A 12,730-nucleotide genomic window follows, 5' to 3' on the forward strand; every position below is an offset into this window, starting at 1 on the left:
TCATTGGCGTGGCGCTCGCAGGCCCGTCATAAGGAACGCACAGGTTCGATGGTCAAGCTATCCCCGCTTGGAAGGAGCACCACCCATGACCGAGAGTCACGACGGTCCCCGTCAGCCGGAGGATCCCCGCACGCCGGAGGACCGCAGCACCCCGACGGAGTCCGGCGAGGTCCAGCACCCCACCCTCCCGCTGCCCGGCGCCACCGCGCCGCAGCCCCCGTACACCTCGAACTCGGCGGAGGGCAACCAGGCGCAGCCCGTCGCCCCGGCTCCCCGCTACGGCCAGTTCGCCCCGCCGGCCGCGCACACCGTGCAGAGCACCGAGCAGCCGCCCGTCGGCGAGCACGGCTCCTTCGGCAGCGGGCAGCCCCCGGTCGGCACGACCACCGTGAAGCGCCGCGCCGGAGTCGGCGTGATCGCCGCCCTCGCCATCGGCGCCGTCGTCGGCGGCGTCGCGGGAGCCGGCGTCTTCGGCCTCTGGTCCGCCTCGAACGGAGCCGGCACCCGCGTGGTCTCCTCCGGCGGCTCGCAGACCATCACCGTGAACAACGCGGAGGACGCGACCACCGCGACCGCCGTCGCCGCGAAGGCCACGCCGAGCGTCGTGACCATCGCCGTCAGCGGCAGCTCCTCCGCCGGCACCGGCTCGGGCATCGTGCTCTCCAAGGACGGCTACGTCCTCACCAACACCCACGTCGTCACCCTCGACGGTCAGATCTCGGACGGCTCGGTCTCCGTCACCACCGAGGACGGCCGGATCTTCGCCGCGACGATCGTCGGCACCGACCCGACGCTCGACCTCGCCGTGATCAAGCTGACCGGCGCGACCGATCTCACCCCGATCACGTTCGCCGACTCCTCCGAGGTCAACGTCGGCGACACCGCCGTGGCGATCGGCGCACCGCTCGGCCTCTCCGGCACCGTCACCGACGGCATCGTGAGCGCGCTGAACCGCAGCATCCAGGTCGCGTCCTCCGCCGCCCCGGACGACTCGGGCGACAGCTCGAGCGGCAGCACCGACAGCCCGTTCAACTTCGACATCCCCGGCCAGACGACGCCGACCCAGGCGACCAGCACCATCTCGCTGCCGGTCATCCAGACCGACGCGGCGATCAACCCGGGCAACTCGGGCGGCGCGCTGCTCGACAGCGACGGCGAGCTGATCGGCGTCAACGTGGCGATCGCGAGCGCGGGGCAGTCCTCCGGATCGAGCGGCCAGTCCGGCAACATCGGCGTCGGCTTCGCGGTCCCCAGCGCGATCGCCGAGCGCGTCGCGAAGGAGATCATCGCGAACGGATCGGCCACCCACGGCCTCCTCGGCGCGAGCGTCTCGGACTCGACGCAGGACGTGCTCGGCGCGAGGATCCAGGAGGTGACCAGCGGCGGAGCCGCCCAGGCCGCCGGTCTCGCGGCGGGCGACATCGTCACCAAGGTCGGCGACACGCCCATCACGAGCGCCTCCGACCTCACCGCCCAGGTGCGCGCGCAGGCCGCGGGCGCCGACGTCAGCGTCACCTACGTGCGCGGCGGCGCGGCCTTCGAGGTCGACGTCACGCTCGGCACGATGGCGACCAGCTGAGCCGTCGGTCAGTGTCGAGCAGCCCCCGGGGACCCGTCCCCGGGGGCTGCTCCGCGTCCGGCCGGCGGGGCGCGGCCCGCTGGTAGTGTGGGGCGCCCGCGTCCGGCCCGGACGACCGGCCCGCCTCACGAACTGGACCCATGCAGCCCGAGATCCCGATGCAGCCCGAGATCCCGACGGACGACCTCGCCGCTCTGCCCGGCGTCTCCTACGTGATGCCCGTCCTCAACGAGGTCACCCACGTGCGCGCGGCCGTCGACTCGCTGCTCGCGCAGGACTACACCGGGCCGTTCGACATCGTCCTCGCACTGGCGCCCAGCATCGACGGCACCGAGGAGCTCGTCGCCGGTCTCAGCGCCGCCGACGAGCGGATCCGCGTGGTGGCCAACCCCGTCGGCTCGACGCCGGCCGGGCTGAACGCCGCCATCCGGGCGTCGCGGCACCCGGTCGTCGTCCGCGTGGACGCCCACTCCGTGCTGCCACCCGAGTACGCGCGGGTCGCCGTCGAGGCGCTGCGCCGCTCCGGCGCCGCGAACGTCGGGGGAGTGATGGCGGCCGAGGGGCTGACGCCGTTCCAGCGCGCCGTCGCCCGGGCCTACGGCTCGCGGATCGGCCTCGGCGGCACCCCGCACCACGTCGGCGGCGAGGAGGGCCCGGCCGACACCGTCTACCTCGGCGTCTTCCGCCGCAGCGCCCTCGAGCGCGCCGGGCTCTTCGACGAGCGCTTCAAGCGCGGTCAGGACTGGGAGCTGAACCGCCGGCTGCGCGAGGCGGGCGGAGTGGTCTGGTTCACACCGCGGCTCACCGTCACCTACCGGCCGCGCCCCTCGCTGCGGGCGCTGCTGCGGCAGTTCCTCTCCACCGGGATGTGGCGCGGCGAGCTGACCCGCCTCTTCCCGGCCTCGCGCTCGCTGCGCTACTTCGCACCCCCCGTCCTGGTGGCGCTTCTCGCGCTCGGTCTGCTCTGCGGTGTCGCCGGACTCGTGCAGGCGCTGCTCGGCGCCGCTCCCTGGCTGCTGCTCGGGCTCGTCGTGCCGGTCGGCTACCTGCTGCTGGTCGCGGCCGCGACCGTCGCCGTCGCCCGCGCCGACGGACCGCGCTCGATGCTCTGGTTCCTCGTCGTGATCCCCGCCGTCCACGTCGCCTGGGGCACGGGCTTCGTGCTCGGCTTCGCCGGCCTCACCAGCAACATCGCGGCGCACCGCCACCAGGCCGCCACCGAGACCCCGGGGAACGCATGACCAGCACCGCCCGACCGCGCTCGATCGCCGAGCTCCGCGCCGTCGCCCAGCCGCCCGAGGTCCGCGGGCGCCGGAACGCGGAGCACTGGACGGCGTCGCTCTACCTCCGCCGGTTCTCGCCGTACCTGACCTGGCTGCTGCTGCGCACCTCGATCTCGGCGAACGGGGTCACCGGGCTGATGATCCTCGTCGGCTGGAGCGCGGCCGCCGCCCTGCTCATCCCCGGGGTAGCGGGGGCGGCGCTCGCGCTGATCCTGGGTCAGCTGCAGATGCTCGTCGACTGCTGCGACGGCGAGGTCGCGCGCTGGCGCCGGACCTCCTCGCCCGCCGGCGTCTTCCTCGACAAGGTCGGCCACTACACGACCGAGTCGCTCATCCCGATCGCGCTGGGCCTGCGCGCCGCGGGGATCCCCTTCGACGCCCCGGAGGACTTCCTCTGGACCTCGATCGGGCTCGCGCTGGCGCTGGTGATCGTGCTCAACAAGGCACTCAACGACATGGTGCACGTGGCCAGGGCGAACGCGGGGCTGACGAAGCTCGCCGACACCAAGGGGGAGGCGGCGCCGTCCTCCTCGGGAATCGCGCGCCTGCGCAGCGCCGCGCGATTCGTGCCGTTCCACCGCCTCTACCACTCGGTCGAGCTGACGATGCTGGCCTTCGCGGCGAGTCTCGTCGGCCTCGTCGTCGGTGCGGGCACGGCCGATCGCGTGCTGGTCTCGGCGCTGCTCCCGCTCTCGGTGCTCGCGCTCGTCGGCCACTTCGTCGCGATCATGGCGTCCAAGCGTGTCCGGTCCTGAGGCGGCCGTCGTGCCGCGCGTCGGCGTCGTCGTGCTGACCCGGGGCACCCGCCCCGAGGATCTCGCGGCCGGGCTCGCGAGCGTCCTCGCCCAGGAGGGCGTCGAGCTCGACGTCGTCTGCGTCGGCAACGGGTGGGTCCCGGAGGGACTGCCGGAGGGGGTGCGCGGCCTCGCCCTGCCGGAGAACCTCGGCATCCCGGCCGGCCGCAACGCCGGCGTCCCCGCCGTGGCGGGGGAGTACCTGTTCTTCCTCGACGACGACGCGCGGGTCCCGTCGCCCGCCTTCCTCCGCGACGCGATCGCGCTGCTCGCCTCGCCGCGGCGGATCGGGATGGTGCAGCCGCGGGTCGACAGCGTCGACGGGACCCCGGCTCCGCGGCGCTGGACCCCGCGCATCCTCAAGGGCGACCCCCGCCGCTCCGGACCGGTCTTCTCGGTCTGGGAGGGCGCGGTCGTGCTGCGCCGCGACGTCTTCGAGCAGACGGGCGGCTGGGCCGACCCGTTCTTCTACGCGCACGAGGGCATCGAGCTGGCCTGGCGGGTCTGGGACACCGGGCGCAGCACCTGGTACGCGGGCGAGCTCGTCGCCCAGCATCCGGTGATCCAGCAGACCCGGCACGCCGACTACTACCGCCTGAACGCGCGCAACCGGGTCTGGCTCGCCCGCCGCTCGCTGCCCGCTCCGCTCGCCCTCGCCTACGTCGCGTCCTGGACCGCGATCCAGTGCCTGCGCTGGCGCAGCGACCGCCCGGCGCTGCGCGCCTGGTTCGCCGGCTGGCGCGAGGGCTGGGCCGCGGACCCCGGGGAGCGCCGCATTCTGGCAGGCCGGACGCTGCTGCGCATGACGGTCGCCGGTCGTCCCCCGATCGTCTAGCATCGGGGAATCCGCCCCCGCCGGGCGGTGGTGCCTCCGGAAGGACGACGGTGTTCGATTCGACGCAGCTCCCCACGACAGCGCTGCCCGGTGCAGCGCTCGACGGGTCGGAGCCCCTCCCCGACGACCAGGTCCCCGACGACCAGGCCTCAGACGACCTGATCTCCGACGACCTGATCTCCGACGACCTGGTCTCCGCCGATCTGCTCCGGGCGGTGCGCTCGCGGGTCGACGCGCTCGGCGGCGCGGTCGCCGATCCCGAGTTCCAGGCGCGGCTCGACGCCCGCCTCCCGCGGCTGGTCGATCTGCTGTCCGTCGTCTACGCGCGGCGCGACGATCTCGTCGAGCAGCTCGTCGCCCTCGTCGAGCTCGCCGCGACGTCCTGGCAGGAGCGGCCGGAGGACCTCCGCGCGCTCGATCGTGCCCGCGGGCAGCACCCCGACTGGTTCCTCTCCAACCGGGCCCTGGGCGGCGTCTGCTACGTCGACCGCTACGCCGGCGACCTCGAGGGGCTTCGCGCCGAGATCCCCTACCTCCGCCAGATCGGACTGAACTACCTGCACCTGATGCCGGTCTTCGACGCGCCGGAGGGGGAGTCAGACGGCGGCTACGCCGTCTCGAGCTACCGCCGCGTGCGGCCCGACCTGGGCGACATGGACGACCTGCGCGGGCTCGCGACCGAGCTCCGCGAGCACGGCATCGCCCTCGTCGTCGACTTCGTCTTCAACCACACCTCGAACGAGCACGAATGGGCGCGCCGCGCGCTGGCCGGCGAGAAGCAGTACGAGGACTACTACTGGATCGCGCCCGACCGCGAGCTGCCCGACGCGTTCGAGCGGACGACGCGCGAGATCTTCCCCGACGACCACCCCGGCTCCTTCGTGCAGCTCGAGGACGGCCGCTGGGTCTGGGCGACCTTCCACCGCTACCAGTGGGACCTGAACTACTCCAACCCCGAGGTCTTCCGCGCGATGGCGGGCGAGATGCTCTTCCTCGCCAACCAGGGCGTCGACGCGCTGCGGATGGATGCGGTCGCCTTCATCTGGAAGGAGCTCGGCACGACCTGCGAGTCGCAGCCGGAGGCGCACCTGCTGCTGCGCGCCTTCAACGAGGTCTGCCGACTGGCCGCCCCGTCGCTGCTGTTCAAGTCGGAGGCGATCGTGCACCCCGACGAGGTGATCGAGTACATCGACCTCGAGGAGTGCCAGCTCTCCTACAACCCGCTGCAGATGGCGCTGACGTGGGAGGCTCTCGCGACCCGCGACGTCCGGCTGCTCGCCCAGGCGCTCGAGCGCCGGCACGCGCTGCCCGCTGGGACGGCCTGGGTCAACTACGTGCGCGGGCACGACGACATCGGCTGGACCTTCGCGGACGAGGACGCGGCCGAGCTCGGCATCGACGCGGCCGGGCACCGGCGCTTCCTCAACGACTTCTACACCGACCGCTTCGAGGGCAGCTTCGCCCGCGGCGTGCCGTTCCAGGAGAATCCGCGCACCGGCGACCGCCGGGTCTCGGGCACCACCGCGTCGCTCGCGGGAGTCGAGGCGGGCGACCCCTACGGGATCGACCGGGTGCTGCTCGCGCACTCGATCGCCCTCAGCACCGGTGGTCTGCCGCTGCTCTACCTCGGCGACGAGGTCGGCCAGCTGAACGACCACTCCTACCTCGACGACCCGGCCACCGCGGGCGACTCGCGCTGGGTGAACCGGCCGCGCCGGCCCGAGGCCCGCTACGCCGAGCGCGAGGCCCCGGGCGCCGACGCGGCGGAGATCTTCGGCGGGCTGCTGCACCTGATCGCGATCCGCAAGCAGACCGATCTCTTCGCGGGCAACGCGCTCACGGTCTTCGACCCGGTCAACGACCACGTGCTCGGCTACCAGCGCCCCGGCGACGGCGAGGCGGTGCTCGTCCTGGCGAACGTGTCGGAGGAGGCGCAGGAGATCGCGCCCGAGCGCTTCGGCGGCTTCGCCCCGGAGGCGCTCGACCTGGTGACCGAGATCGCCGTCGACCTGCGCGAGGGCTTCCGCCTCGCCCCGCTGCAGTTCGTCTGGCTCCGGGTGACGCCGGCCCCCGCGCCGGTCGAGTAGCCCCTCAGATCCATGCTGGTCGAGTAGCCCCGCAGGGGCGTATCGAGACCCACGGCCCCCCGAACTCTGCTCCGCAGACCCCGCCTCCGACGACGGCGGATCTCGATACGCCCGCTGCGCGGGCTGCTCGATCAGCAAGCACGCCCCGCTGCGCGGGCTCCTCGGGCGGCAGCCCGGACCCCGGCTTGTAGCCTGGACCGATGACGCCCGCCCCCCGCGCCCTCCTCGCCCGCCTCCTCCGGGATGCGACGCTGGCGCGCGGAGTGGCCCGCGATCTGCTCACCGCCCGGCGAGCGCGCCAGGACGTCGCCCGCGAGATCGCCGGGCGAGCCCCGCTGACGCCCGGAGTCTTCGAGATCGGCGTCTACTTCGCCGACGGCGACATCAACCTCTACCAGCTGCGCCAGTGGTACGCGCCGCTCCAGGAGCTGTCGAGGACGCACCCGGTCGTCATCCTCTCCCGGAACGCCACCGCGACCCGCGCGCTGCTGCGCGAGAGCCCGGTGCCGGTCGCGCACGTGCGCTCCGTCGCCGACCTCGAGACCGCCATCGACGAGCAGCCGCTCCGCCTCGTCCTCTACGTCAACCAGAACTCCCGCAACTTCCAGATGATGCGCTACGGGCGCCGCTGGCACGTCTTCGTCAACCACGGCGAGAGCGACAAGATGTACATGACGACCAACCAGTTCAAGGCGTACGACTACAGCTTCATCGCCGGCGACGCCGCGCTCGCCCGCCTGCGGCGCGTCCTCTGGGACTTCGACTTCGACAAGCGCGCCCTCGCCATCGGCCGCCCGCAGGCCGACCACGTGGGCGGCCGCACGCCCTACCCCGCCGACGGGCGCCGCGTCGTCCTCTACGCGCCCACCTGGGAGGGCGACCGCCCCGCCGCGGGCTACGGCTCGATCCGCACCCACGGCGTCGCGCTCAGCCGCGCCCTGCTCGCCGACCGCCGCTACCGCCTCGTCTACCGGCCGCACCCGCGCAGCGGCGCCGTCGATTCGGACTACGGGGCCGCCGACCGCGAGATCGTCGCCCTGATCGCGGCGGCCAACGCGGCCGACCCGACCGCCCGGCACGTGCACGACACCTCCGCCGAGCTCGGCTGGCAGCTCACCGCCGACATCGCGGTGCTCGACGTCTCGGCGATGGTCTACGACCGGCTCGCCACCGGCCGGCCCCTGCTGGTGACCCGGCCGATCAGCCCCGCGGCGCAGGTCGACGAGTCCGGCTACCTGGGCGATGCGGAGTGGCTGCGCGCTGAGGACGCGGCGGCCGTCGTCCCGCGGCTCGAGAGCGTCGAGCACGACGAGACGGCCGTCGCCCGCCTCGAGCACTGGGTCGCGCACTACTTCGGCGACACCGCTCCCGGGGCGGCCACCCGCCGCTTCCACGCCGCGATCGAGCATCTGCTCGCCGAGTGGGACCGCCACGCCGAGCTCCACCGCGACGATCCGGTCGTCGACGAGCACGATCCGGAGCGCTGAGCAAGCCTGTCCTGACGGCGCGGGGGCCCGTCCGCGCCCCGCTACGCTCGACGCATGATCACCCCGCGCGCCTTCGCCCGCTCCCGCCGGCGCCGCGACGCGCCGGCCCAGCCCGCCGTCGAGCCCGACATCGTGGTGTCGACCGACCCGGAGAAGCCGGTCTTCACGATCCGCTCGTTCCGCATCGGCCTCTTCGGCGGCCTCGGCGTGCTGGTCGCTCTCGTCGTCGGCGGCCTCGTCGTCTCGCTGAGCACCGTGCTGACGTACGTCTTCGTCGCGCTGTTCTTCGCCCTCGGGCTCGACCCGCTCGTCTCCTGGCTGGAGAGCAAGAAGATCCCGCGCGCCCTCGCGATCACCATCGTGCTCGCGTCGGTGCTGCTGATCTTCGCCGGACTGCTCCTCTACATCATCCCGATCCTGATCGAGCAGCTGACGATCTTCGTGACCAGCGCCCCGCGCATCGTCAACGACATCGCCTCGCAGCCCTGGGTGCTCGACCTGGAGCGGCAGCTCAGCGGCGTCGTCGAGGTCGATGCGCTGATCGGCAACGTGCAGAGCTTCATCGGCAACCCGAACAACCTGCTCTCGCTCGGCGGTGGGATCCTCGCGGTCGGCACCGGCATCGCCAGCGGCGTCACCGGCGCGATCATCGTCCTGATCCTCACCCTCTACTTCCTCGCCTCGCTGCGCTCGATGAAGTCCGTCGCCTACCGCTTCGCCCCCGCCTCGCACCGCCCGAAGGCGCGCGAGGTCGGCGAGGAGATCACCGGCGCGGTCGGTCGCTACGTCGTCGGCCAGGTGTCGCTCGCCGCGGTCAACGGCGTGCTCACCTTCATCCTGCTGCTCATCATCGGCGGGCCGGTGCCGGCGCTGCTGGCCTGCGTCGCGTTCCTCGGCTCGCTGATCCCGCTGGTCGGCACGATCTCGGGCGCGATCATCATCTCGCTCGCCTGCCTGCTCGCCTCCCCGGTGACGGCGCTCGTGGCGGCGATCTACTACCTCGTCTACATGCAGGTCGAGGCGTACATCCTCAGCCCGCGGATCATGAACCGGGCCGTGTCGGTGCCGGGAGCGGTCGTCGTCATCGCGGCCGTCGCGGGTGGGACGCTCGCCGGCGTGCTGGGGGCGCTCGTGGCGATCCCAGTGGCGGCGTCGGTCATCATCGTCGTGCAGAAGGTCGTCTTCCCGAGGCAGGACGCGAAGTAGGGCCCTCTCGGGGTGGCGTCGCTGCGCGTCGCTTCGCGACGGCGCGGGTACGGCGTCTCGTCGCGGCTCCTTCCCGCGCGCCTGCGGCGCGCCCGCCAGACCCGAGCCAGGAGCCGCGACGAGACGCCGCACCCGTGCCTCGTGTCCGGCGGAGGTGCGCTCTTGCCGGTCGAGTAGCCCCGGACGGGCCGTCAGCAGTGCGGGCCCGCAGACCCTCGTCCGAACGCTGGTGGATCTCGGTCAGCAGGTGCGACGAGACGCCGCACCCGCACCTCGTGTCGGGCGGAGGCACGGTCTTGCTGGTCGAGTAGCCCCGGAGGGGCGTATCGAGACCCACCCCCGTCGGCAGTGCGGGTCTGCAGACCCCCGTCCGAACGCTGGTGGATCTCGGCCAGCAGATGCGACGAGATGCCGCACCGGCGCCTCGTGTCGGGCGGAGGCGCGGTCTTGCTGGTCGAGTAGCCCCGGAGGGGCGTATCGAGACCCACCCCCGTCAGCAGCGCGGGTCTGCAGACCCTCGTCCGAACGCCGGTGGATCTCGATGCGCCCGCTTCGCGAGCTACTCGATCAGCAAGGGCGGGTACACGTCTGGACGCTCGTCTCCGCGGCGAGGCGGTCGGCACGCGCGGGGTCAGCGGAAGGGCGGCACCGCGCTGTCGACCGTGGTGGTGAAGGCGGTGGCGGACGGGGGGACCTGAGAGGCGGAACCCGGCGCCGGGACCGGAGGGAGGGTCCTCGTCACGAGCGGGACGGTGCCTGCCCAGACGCCGGGGGTCTGCGCGGCGTCGTCGGAGGGGCCGGCGGCGCGGATCTTGAGGCTGGCCTCGGCGAGGGGGAGGCGGAGCACGAGGGTCGCGGCGATCTCGCGGGCGGTGCTCGGGCGGGTCTCGGCGGTGCGGCCGGGCAGGAAGCGCGCGGTCAGCAGCTCGAGGGCGCGGGGCTTCTCGTCGCCCTCGACGGCCTCGGCGCGGCCGAGGATCATCGCGGAGCGGTAGTTCATCGAGCTGTCGAAGGCGGAGCGGGCGACGACGAGCCCGTCGACGAGGGTCACCGCGACGGTGAGCACGGAGCCGCGGGCGGCCTCGCGCAGCAGTCCGCCTCCGCTCGAGCCGTGCAGGAGCAGGTCGTCGCCGTCGCGGGCGAAGAGGATCGGCAGCACGATCGCGACTCCGTCGCGGACGACGGCGACGTGCGCGATCAGGGCCTCGTCGAGCAGGGCGTCGAGGGCGCCGCGGTCGATGCTCTGGCGGTCGCGGAGGCGGGTGACGCGGGTGCGGTCGGTGGTGCTGAGGGTGTCCATGCTCCGAGGATCGTGGGCGTGCTGGATCTGCGAGAATACCAGGGAGCCACGGATCGAGTGGTCCAGATCGGGGGAGTGCGATGGCGTCCGGTGATCTCGAGGTGCCGCTGCTGCTGCGCCTGCCGGAGCGAGGGTCGGTCCGCTCGGGGCTGGCCGAGGCGCTGCGGGTCGCGGTGCTGGACGGACGCTACGCGGCCGGAGAGGCGATCCCGTCGAGCCGGGTGCTGGCGCAGCAGCTGGGAGTGTCCCGCGGGTCGGTCGTCGCGGCGGTCGATCAGCTGGTCGGCGAGGGCTACCTCGTGGCGCACCCGCGCGCGGCGGTGACGGTGGCGGCCGACGGGGTCGTCGTGCCGATCCGGTCACGGTTCGAGCGGGCGGAGTCCGCGGCGGTGCCGCTGCCGGTCCGGCTGGATCTGCGGCCGGGGCGCCCGGACACGCGCGACCTCGACGGGCCGGAGTGGCGGGCTGCCTGGCGGCCGGCGCTCTCGGCTCCGCCCTCGGAGCTGCCCTCGGCGGCGGGGCACGCGGGGCTGCGGACGCAGATCGCCGAGCAGCTGCGGCGCTCGCGCGGCATCGACGTGGACGCCGAGGACGTCCTCGTGACGAGCGGAACCGCGGACGCGGTCGCACTCCTGGTGCGGGCGGCCGCCGCGGCGCTCGGCCGGCCGGTGAGGGTCGCCGTCGAGGACCCGGGCTACCCGGCGGTCCGGCGACGGCTGCGAGCAGAGGCGCACGAGGTCGTCGGTGTCCCGGTCGACGCCGACGGGATCGACCTGGATGCGCTCGCGACGAGCGGCGCCGACGTCGTCATCGTCACTCCGTCGCACCAGTACCCGACCGGAGGGCGTCTGGCGCTCGCCGCCCGCCTCGAGCTGGTGCGCCGCGCAGCGACGGAGCGGCTCCTGGTGATCGAGGACGACTACGACAGCGAATTCCGCTACGTCGGCGCACCGCTCCCGGCGCTCGCGTCGCTGGACGGCGGCGGGGGAGTGGCGCACGTCGGGTCGTTCTCGAAGACGGTGTCGCCCTGGCTGCGGGTCGCGTACCTGGCGCTGCCGCCCTCGTCCTGGCTGCACGGGGCGGTACGGCAGGTCGACGCCGAGCGCGACGCCTCCGTCTCGGGGCCGACGCAGGAGGCGCTCGCCGCGTTCATGGCGGGCGGCGGCTTCCGGCGGCACCTGACCCGCTCGCGGCGGCGCTACTCGCACCGGCGCGGGCTGGTCCGCGACTTCTCCGAGTCGATCGACTGGGGCTCCGCGCGCGGGCTCGACGGCGGGCTGCACGTCGTGCTCGGCCTGCCCGAGCCGCTCGAGGCGACGGCGGTCGTGGCGGCGCTCGCGGCCGAGGGGCTCCTCGTCGCGCCGCTGGACGACTACGCGCTCGCCGAGCGGGCAGGGGAGGAGGCGCTCGTGCTCGGCTACGGCAGCGCGAGCGACCTCGAGCTGAGCGCGGCTCTGAGCACGATCGACCGCACCGTCCGGGCACTGCTCGGCGGCGGTCCCGCCGTCCGTGGTATCCCTGGAGGATGACCGCCGACTCCGCCCTGCACATCACCGACGACGCCGACGCCGACGCGCTGCTCACCCGCGACCCGCTCGCCCTGCTGATCGGGATGCTGCTGGACCAGCAGGTCGCGATGGAGACGGCGTTCTCGGGGCCGCTGAAGCTCTCCGAGCGCCTCGCCGAGGAGGGGTCGTCGTTCGACGCCGCAGCGATCGCGGACTTCGACGAGGACCGCTTCTCGGAGCTGTCGCGGACGCCTCCGGCGATCCACCGCTACCCGGCGAACATGGCCGGCCGAGTGCAGACCCTCTGCCGCGCGATCGTCGACGACTGGGACGGCGACGCCTCGGCGATCTGGACCCGCGACGACCCCGACGGCCGCGAGGTCCTCACGCGGCTCAAGGCGCTCCCCGGTTTCGGCGACCAGAAGGCCCGCATCTTCGTCGCCCTGCTCGGCAAGCGCCGCGGCTTCGAGGGCGCGGGCTGGCGCGAGGCGGCGGGCGCTTACGGCGAGGAGGACTCGTTCCGCTCGGTCGCCGACATCGTCTCGCCCGAGTCCCTCGCCAAGGTCCGCGCCACGAAGCAGGCGGCCAAGGCCGCCGCCAAGGCCGAGAAGTAGAAGGCCTCCCCCCCTTCGGGTCGAGCACCCCTTTGCT

General features: G+C 73.5%; 10 protein-coding genes. 9 read left to right on the forward strand and 1 reads right to left on the reverse strand.

Features of this window, described 5'->3' with window-relative positions:
• The first annotated feature begins 85 nt into the window (after nucleotides 1–85).
• The 7 genes from GSU72_RS05895 (at nucleotide 86) to GSU72_RS05925 (ending at nucleotide 9,271) form a co-directional block, all read left to right on the forward strand.
• Entirely contained in the window at nucleotides 86–1,579 is a 1,494-nt protein-coding gene (locus GSU72_RS05895; RefSeq protein ID WP_159984209.1) for a trypsin-like peptidase domain-containing protein, read from the forward strand.
• Between the two features lie 140 nt (nucleotides 1,580–1,719).
• Nucleotides 1,720–2,820 (forward strand): glycosyltransferase family 2 protein, encoded by a 1,101-nt coding sequence (locus tag GSU72_RS05900; RefSeq protein ID WP_244256000.1) that lies wholly within the window; start codon nucleotides 1,720–1,722, stop codon nucleotides 2,818–2,820.
• Nucleotides 2,817–3,617, forward strand: coding sequence for a CDP-alcohol phosphatidyltransferase family protein (locus tag GSU72_RS05905; RefSeq protein WP_159984210.1), 801 nt, complete (start codon nucleotides 2,817–2,819; stop codon nucleotides 3,615–3,617). Before GSU72_RS05900 ends, GSU72_RS05905 begins: the two co-directional genes overlap by 4 nt.
• A complete protein-coding gene (locus GSU72_RS05910) occupies nucleotides 3,604–4,491 on the forward strand; it encodes a glycosyltransferase (protein WP_159984211.1) in 888 nt (295 codons plus the stop codon). The genes GSU72_RS05905 and GSU72_RS05910 overlap by 14 nt, the downstream gene beginning before the upstream one ends.
• Before the next feature lie 215 nt (nucleotides 4,492–4,706).
• Complete coding sequence (locus GSU72_RS05915; RefSeq protein WP_244256090.1) at nucleotides 4,707–6,578, forward strand: amylosucrase; 1,872 nt, start codon at nucleotides 4,707–4,709, stop codon at nucleotides 6,576–6,578.
• A gap of 200 nt (nucleotides 6,579–6,778) precedes the next feature.
• Complete coding sequence (locus tag GSU72_RS05920) at nucleotides 6,779–8,065, forward strand: hypothetical protein (RefSeq protein ID WP_244256001.1); 1,287 nt, start codon at nucleotides 6,779–6,781, stop codon at nucleotides 8,063–8,065.
• A gap of 54 nt (nucleotides 8,066–8,119) precedes the next feature.
• Nucleotides 8,120–9,271 (forward strand): AI-2E family transporter, encoded by a 1,152-nt coding sequence (locus GSU72_RS05925; protein WP_159984212.1) that lies wholly within the window; start codon nucleotides 8,120–8,122, stop codon nucleotides 9,269–9,271.
• A 631-nt stretch (nucleotides 9,272–9,902) separates the two neighbouring features.
• On the opposite strand, the gene GSU72_RS05930 is transcribed toward GSU72_RS05925, so the two are convergent.
• The gene (locus GSU72_RS05930; protein ID WP_159984213.1) at nucleotides 9,903–10,571 is read right to left on the reverse strand and encodes a pyridoxamine 5'-phosphate oxidase family protein; all 669 of its coding nucleotides are present in this window, start codon (nucleotides 10,569–10,571) and stop codon (nucleotides 9,903–9,905) included.
• A gap of 80 nt (nucleotides 10,572–10,651) precedes the next feature.
• On the opposite strand from GSU72_RS05930, the gene GSU72_RS05935 reads away from it, so the two are divergent.
• Both GSU72_RS05935 and GSU72_RS05940 read left to right on the forward strand, forming a co-directional pair.
• A complete protein-coding gene (locus GSU72_RS05935) occupies nucleotides 10,652–12,100 on the forward strand; it encodes a PLP-dependent aminotransferase family protein (RefSeq protein ID WP_159984214.1) in 1,449 nt (482 codons plus the stop codon).
• A complete protein-coding gene (locus GSU72_RS05940; protein ID WP_159984215.1) occupies nucleotides 12,097–12,693 on the forward strand; it encodes an HhH-GPD-type base excision DNA repair protein in 597 nt (198 codons plus the stop codon). Before GSU72_RS05935 ends, GSU72_RS05940 begins: the two co-directional genes overlap by 4 nt.
• Nucleotides 12,694–12,730: the final 37 nt, after the last annotated feature.

The organism is Rathayibacter sp. VKM Ac-2760 (assembly GCF_009834185.1).
Lineage (GTDB): Bacteria > Actinomycetota > Actinomycetes > Actinomycetales > Microbacteriaceae > Rathayibacter.